Source organism: Fulvivirga lutimaris (assembly GCF_009711525.1).
GTDB lineage: Bacteria > Bacteroidota > Bacteroidia > Cytophagales > Cyclobacteriaceae > Fulvivirga > Fulvivirga lutimaris.
In genome coordinates this window covers 1-16211 of sequence record NZ_SMLV01000335.1, presented here as the reverse complement: position 1 = coordinate 16211, position 16211 = coordinate 1, and the positions used below count along the sequence as shown (strand labels likewise).

General features: G+C 38.4%; 10 protein-coding genes. 8 read left to right on the top strand and 2 right to left on the bottom strand.

The genetic code is table 11. The features are described 5' to 3' along the window. The first annotated feature begins 25 nt into the window (after positions 1-25). The 8 genes from E1140_RS07485 (at position 26) to E1140_RS07450 (ending at position 14655) form a co-directional block, all read left to right on the top strand. Positions 26-5173, top strand: coding sequence for a PKD-like domain-containing protein (locus E1140_RS07485; protein ID WP_343034176.1), 5148 nt, complete (start codon positions 26-28; stop codon positions 5171-5173). A 17-nt stretch (positions 5174-5190) separates the two neighbouring features. Then, a complete protein-coding gene (locus E1140_RS07480) occupies positions 5191-6237 on the top strand; it encodes a PorP/SprF family type IX secretion system membrane protein (RefSeq protein WP_155181120.1) in 1047 nt (348 codons plus the stop codon). Between the two features lie 147 nt (positions 6238-6384). Then, positions 6385-10194 (top strand): PKD domain-containing protein, encoded by a 3810-nt coding sequence (locus E1140_RS07475; protein ID WP_155181117.1) that lies wholly within the window; start codon positions 6385-6387, stop codon positions 10192-10194. Continuing rightward, positions 10191-11210, top strand: coding sequence for a PorP/SprF family type IX secretion system membrane protein (locus E1140_RS07470; RefSeq protein ID WP_155181114.1), 1020 nt, complete (start codon positions 10191-10193; stop codon positions 11208-11210). The genes E1140_RS07475 and E1140_RS07470 overlap by 4 nt, the downstream gene beginning before the upstream one ends. An 81-nt stretch (positions 11211-11291) precedes the next feature. Then, entirely contained in the window at positions 11292-12710 is a 1419-nt protein-coding gene (locus tag E1140_RS07465; RefSeq protein ID WP_155181111.1) for a CCA tRNA nucleotidyltransferase, read from the top strand. A 79-nt stretch (positions 12711-12789) separates the two neighbouring features. Then, positions 12790-13503, top strand: a complete 714-nt coding sequence (locus E1140_RS07460) for a tetratricopeptide repeat protein (RefSeq protein WP_155181108.1) — start codon at positions 12790-12792, stop codon at positions 13501-13503. Between the two features lie 62 nt (positions 13504-13565). Continuing rightward, positions 13566-14123, top strand: a complete 558-nt coding sequence (locus E1140_RS07455) for an RNA polymerase sigma factor (protein WP_246202727.1) — start codon at positions 13566-13568, stop codon at positions 14121-14123. Next, complete coding sequence (locus tag E1140_RS07450) at positions 14113-14655, top strand: hypothetical protein (RefSeq protein WP_155181105.1); 543 nt, start codon at positions 14113-14115, stop codon at positions 14653-14655. The genes E1140_RS07455 and E1140_RS07450 overlap by 11 nt, the downstream gene beginning before the upstream one ends. Here E1140_RS07450 and E1140_RS07445 read toward each other — a convergent pair. Beyond that, entirely contained in the window at positions 14652-15365 is a 714-nt protein-coding gene (locus E1140_RS07445; RefSeq protein ID WP_155181102.1) for a cell division ATP-binding protein FtsE, read from the bottom strand. The two genes, E1140_RS07450 and E1140_RS07445, sit on opposite strands and share 4 nt — an antisense overlap. Further along, positions 15365-16024 carry a fructose-6-phosphate aldolase gene (gene fsa, locus E1140_RS07440; RefSeq protein WP_155181099.1) on the bottom strand — a complete coding sequence of 220 codons (660 nt, stop codon included), beginning with the start codon at positions 16022-16024 and terminating at the stop codon, positions 15365-15367. Before fsa ends, E1140_RS07445 begins: the two co-directional genes overlap by 1 nt. Positions 16025-16211 lie beyond the last annotated feature (187 nt).

The window sequence follows — 16211 nt, the reverse complement described above, 5'->3', positions numbered from 1 at the left end:
TACAACCTTACCAGCAGTAGATGTAGTGATTACGATAGATCCAGAGCCAGTAGGATTTGATGACGCGAGAAGCCAATGCAGTGATGTTACATTGTCTTATAATCTACAAACTCAAAACATTAATGCAGGCAATAGCTTACTAAGTCAATTTACTTACATAGTATCAAGTTCAGATCAGGTTAATGTGCCAGCAGGAGGTAATCGTACAGTTCCTTCAGTTGACCCAATTACTGATGGCTATGTTAACGACACAGGAAGTGATGTTACTATTACCTACACTGTTACTCCATTCGGTTTAATTGATGGTTGCCAGGGAGACGATTTTACAGTTGATTTTGTTTATCGCTCTAAGCCAAAAGGCTTTGATGATACGGTTGAGGAGTGCAGTGATATTGCACTTAATTATGACATTCAGGCCTTGAATATTAATGATGTAATTAATGGGAATTCTGTACTTAGTGATTTTACCTATTCAGTGGTTTCATCAAGTGGTTCCGTTCCTCCAGCGCCTAGTCGAACTGTGAAAAGTGCGCTGCCTATTACAGATACATACACCAATAATACTGGTGCGCCAGTAGATATCATCTACACTATCACACCTATTAGTCAGGGAACTAACTGTCTAGGTGTGCCATTTACTGTTACATTTACAATAGATTCTGAGCCACTTGGTTCTAACGCTACAGTTGATGTTTGTGGGGGTGGAGCTATTAACTTTGACCTCCAAGGTCAAATAACTAATGGAATAGCAAGTAGGTTCTATTACAGTGTGGCCTCTTCAAGTCCAGGAGATGTTACTCCTGACCCAGATAGACCAATTGGTAGTGCTAGTACAGCGGGAATAACCACTTCATACACAAATACTTCAGGAGCACCCGTTCTTATTACTTATACCGTGACTCCGGTTGCTAATGATGCTACCAATTGTGAAGGAAATCCATTCCTTGTGAGATTCAATATCATCCCTGGTCCTGAAGGAGCTCCGGATACTGATATATACTGTTCAGGCGAAAGTATTAGCTACAATATTCAAAATGATAATATTAATACATTGGGGAACTCAGTTCCTGGTAAATATACCTACACAGTTACTTCATTAAATCCAGGTGCCATATCAATTGTACCAGGTTCTTTGGATAGGACTTCTGCTTCGGTATTACCAATTACAGATGTGTTTACTAATGAGACTGCAGCAAATGCAACGGTAAGATACACAATAACACCTATAAGTGATACAGGAGGTTGTATAGGAACACCATTTGATGTGGATTTTGTAATTCAACCGGCCCCTAAAGGTGCTGACGATCTGAATAATATAGTATGCAGTGATGATCCTATCTTATATGACATTCAGGCTGATAATATTGATAATTTCAATGGTTTAGCGAGTGAATTTATTTACACCGTGACCTCAAGTGACCCTGTAAATGTTCCTGCAGATGTTGATAGAGTTGCATTTAGTGCGGCAACAATTAATACTAGCTATTTGAATACGACATCTTCACCTGTATTTATTACATATACTGTTACCCCAAGAGAAACTGGTAGCGGAGATAATTGTGTAGGGAATGATTTTGATGTTAGGTTCCAGATTAACCCTGAACCTGTGCTTAACCCATCTTTGGATAATACAGTTTGTAGCAGCGAAGATAGCAATATTACCTTTGCCACAAATGGTGTTTCAGTGAATGCGCAGAACTATAACATTGTTGATGTTAGAATTGATGCGGGGTTAACTGCTAATGTGGGGAATGTAGTCTTCCCTCAGAATGGTGTTAATGCTAGTTACATTAGTGGCGATTCGTATGAAAACTTAACCAATGGGACACTATTTGTTGAGTATGACGTAATACCTGTTAGCGCATCAGGTTGTCAGGGAGACTTGATCACGATAACGTTAGATGTGCTTCCTGAAACAGTTTTAGGGCCAGCTACTTCAACTGAATGTTCTGGCTTACCATCAGGTATTATCTTGGCTGAAGTAGGAGGTTCTGAGCCCGCAGTAACTTTCAATTTAAAAGGTATATCTATACCTGCAGGCTTGACGGCACAAGCGGGTAATGCTACCATCGGTGACGGAAAGCCAAATACAGTTATCTCCAACGATACTTATATCAATACTACAAGTCTTCCATTAGATGTGACTTATACTTTTACTCCTATTACAGCAGCGGGATGTGAGGGACAGGAACAACCTGTAATATTTACTGTCAACCCTTCGCCAGCAATAGCTAGTAACCTTGATAAAACAGTTTGTTATGATGAAGCTTCTGGTATAGTATTTACTACCGCTGCCACTAGCCAAGCTGCCGTGTCTTATGATATTACCAATGTAGTAATAGCCGCTGGCCTTACCCAAACAGCAGGTAATACCGGGGTTAGAAACGGAGTAGCAACTACTGAGGTATCTTTGGATCAGTTCCAAAATAATACCAACAATCCATTAACAGTTACTTATACAGTAAGAGGAGAGACCGCTGCTGGATGTACCGGTCCAACCACGGATATTGTATTGACTGTTGAGCCTCAGATTACTGCCAGTCCTGTAAATAATAATCCAACTATCTGTAGTACTTCACTGACAGATATTGATTTGTTGTCTCCAACAACACCAACTTCAGGAGTGATCACATTTAACTACACCGCAGTTTCATCAATTGGAGGACAATTATCAGGATTCCAGCCTGTGGCTAATAATTTGCCTTTAGGTCATAAAATTGAGGATAACCTGGTTAATAATTCAGACAATGCAGCTACTGTCACTTATACCATTACCGCTGTAGCCAATGGTGCTAAGAGTGGTGCTGGTTGTACAGGACCTTCTGTAGATGTGGTAGTCACCGTGGAGCCTAAACCTAAAGTAGAAGCTTCATCAATTTTTGAAACTATTTGTGAAGGAGAGAGCTTGGCCATTGATCTAACAAGCCCAACAGTGCCAAGTTCTGGAACGCTGGAATTTGAAATTACTGATGTTACCCCTACAGGAGGCGTAACAGGGTTTAGTCCTCTGGGCACCATATTCACAAATGGAGATCAGTTAGCTGATGTACTTGATAACCCTACATCTAGTACCCAGACTGTTACTTATGAAATCACACCAAGAGCAACTGGCACTCTGGCTGTTAATGATCCTTGTGAGGGCGACCCTGTTACAATCGTAGTAACTGTTAACCCTAGACCAATAGTTACGCCATCAGTAAATGATGTACGCATTTGTAGTGGTGAAATAGTGAATATTTCTTTACCAACGGATGTAACTAATTCTATTGCAGCATGGACAGTATCACCTAATGCGAATGTTATAGGTCAGTTTGATGGTTTGGGATCATCTTTATTCCAGTCATTGATTAACACATCTACTACTCAACAAGTGTTGACATACACAGTAGAGCCATTCTTGTTACTAGATAATGGCTGTACAGGTCCAGTAGAAACTATTACAGTAACGATTGATCCAGTACCAGATGTTGTTATTGCTGAAAATCAAATATCAATATGTGCTGGTGAGACTGTAGATATATTATTAGATGGTAATACTCCAAACACTACTTATATCGTAGGAGCATCATCTTCCAACCCAGATATTAGTGGTTATGTGGCAGATACCTTAGTCAATGGAGAATCTATCAATCAAGTTATTAGCCATACAGGCACTACGCCAGGAACGATACTTTATACCATTACTCCTCAAATCATTCAGCCTGCACCAGATGTTGATCCTTGTGCTGGTATACCGCAGGTAGTTATTGTAACTGTGAGTCCTCCTGTGAGTGCGCAAATTCTGACAGATGATGAGATATTATGTGTTGGTAACACTAAGGCAATTGAATTTGAGCTCGCAGGCTCAGCCCCATTCAAGTTAACTTTGGAGAAAACAGATGCTGAAGGGGTTGTAAGTACAGAAGTATTAGAGAATTTGGCTACACGTCATGTTATCTTGGCCACCGAATCTGTATCATACAGAATTGTTGAAATGGAGGATTTCTACAGCTGTGCCGTGAACCCTAATGACGAAGTGAATATAATATTTGAAGAAGCGGAAGCCGACTTTACTATTAATGGTTCCAAGAACCCTGATGCAGTGACGTTAGACTTTAATACTGGAATTGTAACTGTAGATGTTGTAATTAATAATTTTGAGCCGGCAAATACTTATAGACTTCAGATTGGAGATGACTTACTTAACCCGACAACAGCAAGTTTTCAATACACATTTACAGAACCTTCTGAATTTGGAACATTGGGTTATGCTGTTGAATTGCAGGTTGAATCGCCAAATGCATTTAATTGTAATGATGTTGAGAACTTCTTTATAGAGGTATTGCCTGCGCAACCAACTGTAGTTGGTGTTGCAGATATATTAGAAGGTTGTCCTCCGCTTACAGTTAACTTTGAAAGTTTCAGAGAAGACCTTAGCCTTTCTAAAAATGTAATAGTTGAGGACCTTACGTGGATAATTGATGGAAACACATTAAAGACTCCTAATCCTACATTTACATTTACTGAAAGAGGAGTTTATAATGTTCAGGTTAAAGGAGATAATGGCCATGGGGATGAGGAAACTTCTGAACTTGTAATAACAGTTTATGACAAGCCTACTGCCATATTCGAAATCACACAGACTATTGTTTATATACCTGATGACGGTTTCAGACCTACCAATAGATCTCAGAGAGTTTCTGAATATGAATGGGATTTTGGAGACTTCTCTTTTGGGCCTGAAAATCAGGTTAGAAGCCCAGAACATTTTTATGAGGAAGAAGGTGAATATATAGTAACCCTGAATGTTAAGAATGATTTCGGTTGTGTAGACTCTGCAATAGATACAGTATATGTTGAGGAAGGTGGATTTACCAAAACGCCTAACGCATTTACACCTAGTTTGAATGGACCATCAGGAGGTGCAGAATATGATCCAAGTATTCCTGGTTCTGGAGACTCGGCCAATGATATATTCTTACCAATAACCACAGGTGTAACTGAGTTTAAAATGTATATCTATGACCGATGGGGTAACCTGATCTTCTTCAGTGATAATAAGCGTATTGGATGGGACGGATACAATAGTAAAGGTCAATTGTTGCCACCTGGGGTATATGTTTATAAGCTTGATCTCATATTGTCGAGCGGGCAACGAACGACAAGGGTTGGAGATGTAACTTTGATTAGATAACTTGAACTTTAATTGAAATGAAAAAAGTTTTACTGCTTACGATTCTTTTGGTTACTGGTCTCAAGTTGCAGGCTCAGGACCCTCAGTTTTCTCAGTTTTATAATGCACCTTTATATCTGAATCCTGGTTTTACAGGTATTACACCTCAGCAGAGGTTGATTGCCAATCATAGATTGCAATGGCCCAACTTGCCTCAGGTATTCTCAACCTATGCAGTTTCTTACGAGATGTTTGTAGGGGAGCTTAAAAGTGGCTTTGGGCTAATGGCCACTACTGATAAAATGGGGACTGGCGGATGGAGAACAACGACTGCAGGTCTTTTATATTCCTATAAAATAAGAGTAAGTAAAGATTGGGTCTTTTCACCAGGTATTTATTTTGGATATGGGCAGCAAGGTATTGACCAAAGCAAACTGTTGTTAGGTGATGAGTTGGCTTCTGATCAGCCGGGTTCAAATGATAGTCAGATTTTAAGAATTGACAATGCTCAGTACTTTGATGTTGGTTCAGGCATAGTAATGTACAACAGGGCCCTCTGGTTTGGTGTATCAGCTTACCATATGAACAATCCTAATATTTCATTAATTGGTAACGAAAGTAGGTTACCGATGAAACTTAATGTTCATGGTGGAATGCGACTACCTCTTTATAATGGGCCACGAACCATTAGCAGGGTATCTTATTTGACCCCTGGTTTTGTTTATCGTAGACAAGGAGCGTTCTCTCAGTTTGATTTCGGGGTTAACTATCATATTGATCCAGTGTCTATTGGAGTATGGTACAGAGGGGTGCCTTTGCAGCGATCTTTTCAATATCTTGGTATAGAGGATAAACAAGTTCAAAATGATGCTTTGGTCTTTTCTCTGTCATTACTCTTCAATGCTTTCCAGATAGGTTATAGTTATGATTTTACCATTTCCGAACTATCAACAGCGGCAGGTGGCGCACATGAAATTTCGCTGATTTATGAGTTTGTTGCCAAGCCTTTTAGAAGAGGAGTGAAACGTAAAAACAAGCTAATACCTTGCCCCACTTTCAATAGTAAGGAAGGTTTTTGGAATTAATCCATTTGTCTGCACATAATTCCATTCAACAGTCAATGATGTAGTTAGTCGATAATTATACTAATCCATTGATTTACAATGGTTTCCTTTTTCAACTTTGCAGTATTAAAAATGTCTGGTTGGCTTTATGAGGATTCCTTGTAAAGCATGTACACAAAATATTTTTTCGGCTTAGTATTATTCTTCTTATTGTCATTGTCTAAGGTTTATGGGCAATGCAGTTTCCTACGTTCGCAGATTGACGTATCTTTTAATACAGATCAGGACTGTGCTCCTGTTGAGGTTACCGATTTCACAATTACATATTATTTTAATGCCGCTCAAAACCCAAATGATATTGAAATTAGGTTTGAGTGGAACGATCCTGGAAATCAGATTTCAACGGTGAATATAGGTAATGGTTTAATTGCAGCAGCTGGAAATACCTCTTTCACTGCATCTGCTCCACCCTTTACCTATTTCATTAATAACGATTGTTCTATTCGGCCCACTGCCTATATCTATATTAATGGAGTATTATGCCCAACTTCTGAAGAAGTTCAGTTTAGCCCTTTCTGGGGTACTGATGAGGAGGGTAATGGTAATGTAATAATTAATCCTGTCAACTACGATGTGTGTTACAATAACCCTATTGTAAATGCTGTATTTACTGATAATACTGAGTTCAACTGTAGAATTCAGGTTGAGCCTGACCGTCCAAATCAATTAACAAGAAATATGCAATTTGTTTATGGTACAAACCATAATCCAGCTTCAACTATTTTAAATTTAAGCCTTGAAGACGGGGGAACTCAACAACTAACCGATGGTACTGGTAACTTAGTAAGTACTGATACAAGAGGTACTGCTGGGCTGCCCGTTACAGGTGCTTATTTTGGTCCCATAGAAACTATACCAACACCGGCACTAGGCCCGGGAGCGGTTTCATTTCCTATGAATGCTCCGGCAGATTTAGCTAATGCTATTGGAAATACTTTTGAAATTACTTTATTCAATTGGAATTTCTGCAACCCATATAATGGTGATGCCGCAAATCCAAATTATGAGGATGCTATTGCAACCACAGCTTACATAATTATTGTGGATGCTCCTGCTCCAGATTTTATTACAAGAAGGGGTGATGCTTCAGGAGCCATTACTACTACTTTCTGTTTGGAAGAAGATATATATTTTGATAATGAAACACCCGGGTTGGGAGGTTTGGGTTTTACCTGGGAGTTTTATGATGATAATACTGGCACTTTGTTATTAAATTCTAGTACCGATGTAAATCCAACGTTTAGCTTTAATAGTCCAGGGCAAAAGCTTATTAGATTAATTGCTGAAGATCCTACAGCACAAAGTTCATGTATTGAAATTTATGAGGCTTATGTGGATATATCACCATCCTTAGTTGCAGGAATTGAATTAACAGACCTATTTAATAATCCGATTGACCCCCGGTTTTGTCAGGATAATACCAATAGCCAGAGTTTTGATGTTAGGTTTATGGACAACTCTGTGGGTAGTGCCACTGCCAATACAAGGTGGCGCTGGGAGTTTTATGATGAGAGTAATAGTCTGATATTTGAAGATCCTGCAGCAGGAGCATTTTCGGCAGTGCCTCTTGGTCCGTATGATAGAGTGTTTAGCAATCCGGGAGTTTACAGAGGAGTGCTTACCATTAGAGATAATGCAACAACATGTGAAAGCGTAGCCGAGGAGTTTGTATATGTATATTCTGATCCGGAAGCTGATTTTGAAGCTTTAGATGTTTGTGAAGGCCAGTTGGTATCATTTCAAGATATGTCCTCAATAACATCAATTAATGGAGAATCCATAATTAGTTGGGAGTGGGACTTTAATTATGATGGCATCACTTTTACTAAAGACCCTGTTTATGACAATCAAACTTCTTTTGACTATGATTTTGTCACTCCTGGAACTTATGATGTTGCCTTACAGGTAACCACTGACCAGAATTCATGCAGTAACATCATAGTTAAACCCGTAACGCTTAATCCATTACCACTTGCTCAAATAACTCCTGATATTACGGAAGGATGTAGTGTGCTATCGGTTAATTTTAGCAACGATTTTGTGGGTTCTCAACCTGATGTGATTGATGAATACATCTGGGAAGTAGATGATGGCGGAGGTTTTGTTGTTGATTCAATTCAATCACCAACCGATCCTGGTTTTTCGAATGCTCTGGTCAGGTTGTTTGAGAATAACAGTCAGGCAAATGTTATCTACTCTGTTAGACTAACCTCGGTAACAGTTAATGGTTGCCAGACAGTTAGTGCTCCTGTAGATATAACGGTATTTCCGGCACCTTTATCTGGTTTTAATACAATCAACTATTCGCCTTTTAATGATAACTGTAGCCCCCTGGATGTTACTTTTAGAGTTGATAATCAAACTCAGAATCAAACTCCAACTGATTATAGCTGGACAGTGTCGGATACTTCAGGTGTATTAGACGTTATAAGTACCGGTGTCACTCCTTTATTGGATTATACATTTGATAACCTTACACAGAGCATAAAGGATTATAATGTTCTGCTCACAACCACATTGCCAGGAAGTTGTACAAATGATAGTTCACTTACAGTTAGAGTTAACCCTATTCCTTTGTCCGGATTTGTTATTGATACAGTATCTGCCACCTGCGATGATCTAATGTTGAACTTTGACGCTACACAAAAGGGGTTAGCTGAATACCAATGGACACTGAAAATAAATGGAACAACTTTGTTTTCTTCTAATACTGAAGGCGATAATTTTAATTACCTGATTAACAAGACTACAAGCCCTCTTGACCTTGAAGTTGAACTGACTACTACCAATTTCGCAGGATGTCAAAGTCCAGAGTCATCTCAGACCATTCAAATTGAACAACGGCAGGAGATCAATGTTGATTTTGACGTAACACCCAATAATCAGACATTACCTGATGCTACTGTATTTTTAACCAATAATACTAACGCGGGTCCATGGAACTATTCGTGGGATTTTGGAGATGGTAATACAAGTTCTGATCCCAATATTTCTGAATACACATATGCAGATGCAGGCACTTATGCCATCTCCTTGACTGCCTTTACAGGTACTTGTCAGGAAGTAACGGTAAAATCAATTACCATTAACCCGATACCACCAAATCCGCCAATTGTGGATTTTGATTATAATCCAGATAGTGGGTGTGCTCCGTTAACTGTTCAGTTCACAAACCTGAGTCAGTTTACCGATGACGCCTCGTACCAATGGAACTTCGGTGCTGGTCAAGGAACTTCAACATCAATAAATCCAACTTACACCTATTTTGAGCCTGGAGTTTATACTGTGAGTCTCACAGCATCTAATAGTGTTGGTCAAACTGACACTGAGACTAAGACACAGATTATTGAAGTATTTGAAACGCCAATAGCCCAGTTTGATGTCAGGCCAAATATTGTTTTTGTACCTGATAATCCTATTTATACCAATAATAATAGTCAAAGAGCCACATCTTTCTTATGGGATTTCGGTGATGGCGGCACCAGTACCGAATCTGAACCTGTTTATTACTATAAAGAAGAGGGGACTTATGATATCACCTTAATTGCATCAAATAGCAATGGTTGTGCAGACACATTGAAGCGAGAAGGCATTGTTGAAGGTCAGATGAACGGTAGATTTTTAGTTCCTAATGCATTTACTCCAAACCTTTCCGGGCCAGTTTCAGGAGATGCTTCAGGGCAGACAGGAACTAATGATATATTCCTGCCTTTGACTCAAAGTGTAAAGGAATTTGAAATGTTCATATTCAATAGATGGGGAGAAATGCTTTTCAAGAGCAAGGATAAAAATATTGGTTGGGATGGCTACTACAATGGTAAGCTGTGTCCTCAGGATGTATATATCTATAAAGTAAATCTGGTCTTTGAAAATGGACAGAAGATCACCCGAAATGGAGATGTAAATCTTATAAGATGATAAAGAGAATAATCATATTATCATATTTTGTCATTAGCTCAATAAACTTATTGGCTCAGGATCCGCAATTTTCTCAATATTATGCAGCTCCATTGTATTTGAATCCTGCATTTGCAGGAACAGGTTCAGACCATCGATTTATAGCTAACTACCGTAATCAATGGCCAGCATTTGCCAATGGGTTTGTCACTTATGCCTTTTCATATGATTATAATATGGAGAACTTAAGAAGTGGGGTAGGTTTTCTAGCAACGGTGGATAAAGCAGGTTCAGCGAATTTGACTTCGACAAGCTTTAACTTTTTGTATTCATATAAAATACAAATGGCCAATAAGTGGATTGTAACCCCCGGTCTGTCATTCGGATACTCAAATAGAAGTATCGACTTTGATAAATTGGTCTTTGGAGATCAGCTTGATTTTCAGAATGATGGGCAGGTACCTACTTCTGATATGAGTGCAGGAAGTCTGGGTAACGCTAGTTTCTTTGATTTTGGCGCAGGTATTTTGGTGTATAATAAAACTTTTTGGGCGGGGTTCTCCGCAGCACATATCAACGAACCAAATAGATCATTGCTTGATGAGGAAAGTGTTGTTCCCATGAAAACTTCTATTCACGCTGGGGTTCGTATTCCATTGTATAATGGAGCATTCAAACGAGAGCGCATATCAAGTATCGCTCCTTCTTTCATCTATAAAAATCAAGGAGAATTTGATCAACTTGATATTGGGTTACATTTTTTGTATGAGCCTATCATGGTTGGGATTTGGTACAGAGGTATTCCTATCCAGCAAAATGTAAATGATAATGTAAGCCAAGATGCCGTTGTTTTGATCTTGGGAATGCAGTTTGATCAGATAGAAATTGGGTATAGCTATGATTTCACGGTGTCTGAGCTAGGTGCTATTTCGGGAGGAGCACATGAGATTTCTTTGCTTTATAGATTGGACATTGCCTTCCGCTCAAAAGTAAAAAAGAAGGATAAGTTTATCCCCTGCCCAACCTTTAACAAATAACCGCTTCACCATAAGGTCTAATAATGCTAACTTTGGGAATTGATTTAGTTGAAAGGCTATTGATTTCGATATAAAGCGAGCATGAATTTTAAACCTGACCTGGATAAGTATCCAGTATTTAATATTGTTTCAGAATTAAGTGAGTCGCATCAGCAGACATTTGTTGTAGGTGGCTATGTGCGTGATCTTATTTTAAAAAGACCAAGTAAGGATGTTGATTTTGTAACCGTTGGTAGTGGGATAGAACTGGCGACAAAAGTGGCAGATAAAATCAAAGCGTCTAATGTTCAGGTGTTTAAGAATTTTGGAACAGCGATGATCAAAAGCAAAGGCTTTGAATATGAGTTTGTAGGCGCCCGCAAGGAGTCTTACAATCGCGATTCCAGAAAACCGATTGTTGAAGACGGCACCTTGGAAGATGATCAGAATAGACGCGATTTCACCATTAATGCAATGGCTATTAGTCTTAATGCTGATAACTTTGGTGATTTAATTGACCCATTTGATGGTGTGAAAGATCTGAAAAGAAAAGTTATAAGGACACCGCTAGATCCTGATATTACCTTTTCTGATGATCCATTGAGGATGATGCGAGCTGTTAGGTTTGCAAGTCAACTAAATTTCGACATTGAGCCGGTCACTTTTGAAGGGATAATTAAAAATGCTGAAAGAATTAAAATTGTTTCTAAGGAACGAATCTCTGATGAACTCAATAAAATAATCCTTTCAAAGAAGCCTTCTTATGGGTTTAAACTTCTCTTTCATTGCGGTTTGCTGAAATTGATATTCCCAGAGATGGTTGATTTACATGGAGTAGAAACTATTGATGGAAAATCGCACAAGGATAATTTCTTTCACACCTTGCAGGTGCTGGATAATGTAGCGGAAAACTCGAACGATCTTTGGCTAAGATGGGCCGCCATATTGCATGATATTGCAAAGCCGCCTACCAAAAGGTTTGATCCGAAAATAGGTTGGACATTTCATGGGCATGAAGATAAAGGTGCCAGGATGGTTCCAAATATTTTTAGAGAACTGAAGTTGCCTTTGAACGAAAAGATGCATTATGTTAAAAAACTGGTAAGACTTCATTTAAGACCAATTGCGCTCGTTAGAGATAATATTACAGATACCGCCATAAGACGTTTACTTTTTGAAGCGGGCGATGATGTTGAGGATTTAATGGCCCTATGCCGTGCAGATATTACCTCTAAAAATGATGATAAAGTGAAACGCTACTTATCTAATTTTAAAAAAGTAGAAAAGAAAATGCGTGAGGTGGAGGAGAAGGACCAGGTAAGGAACTTTCAGCCGCCTGTAAGCGGAGAAGAAATAATGGCTACTTTCAACCTTTCTCCAAGCAGAATTATTGGTGAAATTAAAGAGGAAATCAAGGAAGCCATATTGGAAGGAAAGATTCCTAATGATCGAACCCAAGCGTTAGATTACATGCATAAAGTGGCACAGCAAAAAGGGGTTAGTCAAAATATCAAGAAATAATTAGCTTTGGCAAAATTTTGCGAATAGAATCAGACTTGAATTTGTTGAACAAAACTCAAACTTTTAAAAAATAAGACTTATGAAATATTGGATTATTGTGTTGTTGCTTTTAGTAGGTAACGTTTCATTCGGACAGGATCAACCTCAAACTCCAGCAACTGGACAACAGCAGCCAACGGCAGGACAAGTACTTTCTATGCATTATGCCAGAACTTATCAGGCGGGTATCAGATACAATGACTACAATGTTGCTAAGCACGCTTTGATCAATATTTTGGTTGAAAATCCACAGAATGATTCAATATTATACTCACTTTCATTATTATATTATCAGATGCAGAACTACACTTCTGCTGCCCTTACAGCACGTGATGTGCTTGCAATGAACCCTGATAATATTGGTGCTCTTGAGATTGCTGCAGTTTCTTATGATAATATTGGAGCAAAGGATAAGGCCCTTGAGACATATGAGTCTTTGTACTTAAAAACAGACGATTTTAACACTTTGTACAAGATTGCATTCCTTCAGTATGAATTAAAAAATTATACAGAGAGTAAGACCAATGCGGATATATTATTGGGTAAGAAGGATATTGAAGAGATGAAGGCTGTATACAACTTGTCGGATGGCTCTCAAAAGGAGTATCCTATAAAAGCGGCACTGATTAACCTAAAAGGTTTAATAGCTGCAGAACAAGGGGATAAGGCTGCAGCTAAATCTTTCTATGAACAAGCTATACAAATAGCTCCAGACTTCCAGCTAGCTAAAGACAATCTGGCAGCACTGAAATAAATTTTACTACTCTTGCAACCTCTATAATGTATCTTTGTCTTTGGTAATAGAGGTATAAAAGCTTGGAACAAACTTCTTTAAACATACATCAGGATATTATTGACAAATGTCTTGAAGGAGACCGTATGGCTCAGTATGAGTTATATAAATTGTATTCCAAAGCAATGTTTAATGTTAGTTTTCGCATTGTTCACAATGAAAATGATGCGGAAGACGTTTTGCAGGAAGCATTTGTTAGTGCCTTTAAAAATTTAGCGGGTTATAGTGGTGTATCTACATTTGGTGCATGGCTTAAGAGGATTGTAATAAATAAATCGCTAAATTATATTAAAAAGAAGCACATAGAGATTACTCCTGTTGAGGTGCTGCCTGATGTGAAGGAAGAGGAGCCAATCTTTAATGAAGATATTGAGTTTGATATTAATCAAATAAAAAAAGCAGTTGACTTGCTTCCAGATGGTTATAGAGTTGTTTTTTCACTCTATTTACTAGAAGGTTATGACCATGGTGAAATTGCGGACATTTTGGGGATAACAGAATCTACCTCGAAATCGCAGTTTAACAGATCAAAAAAGAAGCTGAAAGAGATTCTAGAAAAGGAGGCTTATTATGAGCGATAACTTTGAAAAATATATTAAATCCAATAAATCAGCTTTTGATGATAAAGAGCCATCAGAAAGGGTTTGGAATAAAATTGATTCAGAAATTTCTTCTGAAGGAAGGAATTTTAACTGGATTTGGAAGGTAGCAGCAACACTGTTTTTCTGCAGTACGGTATATCTTTTCTTTCAAAAGGCTGAAAGTAAGGAGGAGCTTATGGCTCATAAAGGTCAGATATCTGAGGACTTTGTAGATATCGAATCATATTACTTTCAAATTATTTCAGACAAACGAGACCTAATTTATGATTTTGACACGCAGGAGACCCCTATAGAAGTTGATTTTGAGCAGGATTTACAGAAACTAGATGCTATGTATCAGGTGCTTAAAGAGGAGTTGAAAACCAACCCAAGTAAGAAGGTAGTTGATGCACTGATATTGAATATGCTGGTGCGCATTGATGTTTTGAATGAGAAAATTGATGAGCTTGAAAAAAGTGAGCAGTCAGAAGAAGATGATTCTCAATCTTCTTCAAAGGATGCTAGCGTTTAATAGAGATTCGTTTTTATCTCAAATTCCTCTTTAGTAGAATCTAGTAGCTTTCCTTTTTCACATTTTAAGATTCTCACATTTTGGCCTTTTACCAGGTTGTGATCATGCGTAGCCATTAGAACAGCAGTTCCTTTCTTGTTAATATCCTGAAACAGTCTAAAAATACCTTCAGAAACTTCCGGATCAAGGTTTCCAGTTGGCTCATCTGCTATTAGCATAACAGGGTCATTTAATAATGCTCTGGCAATAACAACACGCTGTTGTTCACCACCAGATAGTTGATGTGGCATTTTGGTTCCTACCGAGCCTAAACCCACTTGCATTAGCACTTCAGCTTGCCTTGCCTTTATTTTTGAACCTTCCTTCCAGCCAGTAGCTTTCATAACGAAAGTAAGATTTTCAGCTACCGTTCGGTCAGGGAATAATTGAAAGTCCTGGAAAATGATTCCGATTTTTCTTCTGAGTAGGGGTATCTCAGAACTTTTAATGTTGCCGATGTTATAACCGGCAACATTAATCTGACCCAGCCTCAATGGTAGGTCAGCGTATAGTGTTTTAAGTAATGAAGATTTTCCACCTCCAGTGCGGCCAATTAAGAAAACAAATTCACCTTTTTCAAGCTCAAAATTGACATCACTCAAGACAGTATTATTATCTTGAAAGATGCATGCATCCTGAACTTTAACAACTGGTTCGTTGGAAAATGACATTACTTCTGACTTGCTTTTTTATGATCTGCTAAAAATGCCGCCAAACCGCTATCAGTAAGAGGGTGGTTTAATAAGCTAGTAATCACTTTTAATGGACAAGTAACTACGTCAGCACCTATTTCAGCACATTGTACAAGGTGCATAGTGTGTCTTACACTTGCTGCTAATACCTCAGTTTCGTAACCATAGTTATCATAAATCTGAACAATTTGCTCAATTAGCGTGAGTCCATCATGAGAGATGTCATCTAATCTTCCAATAAAAGGAGATACGTAGCTAGCTCCAGCCTTAGCAGCCAAAAGCGCCTGACCAGCAGAAAAAACTAATGTGCAATTGGTTCTTATTCCTTTATCGCTGAAATATTTGATAGCTTTTATACCATCTTTGATCATTGGTACCTTTACTACAATCTTGTCATCAATCTTGGCTAATTCTTCACCTTCTTTTACCATGCCGGCAAAATCAGTTGCAATAACTTCAGCACTTACATTATTATCTACGATGTCGCAGATAGCTTTATAATGAGCTTTTACATTAGCGTCTCCGGTAATCCCTTCTTTGGCCATTAATGAAGGGTTGGTTGTAACTCCATCAAGAACACCAAGGTCATAGGCTTGTTTGATGTCGTCAAGATTCGCGGTATCAATAAAGAATTTCATATTAGTAATTATGGTTGATAGTTTAAAGTATTGCTAAGTTAAATATCAATTTAATAGCTTCCTAAGAAATGAGAACGGATAGTCTGGCAAATAACCAGAAGAGAAAAGCAAAAGGAGGAAATAAAAAAGGCAAATCAAGTATCGCACCGCTACAACCGCTTACCCTTGCTACCTTCCGGTCCTGGGG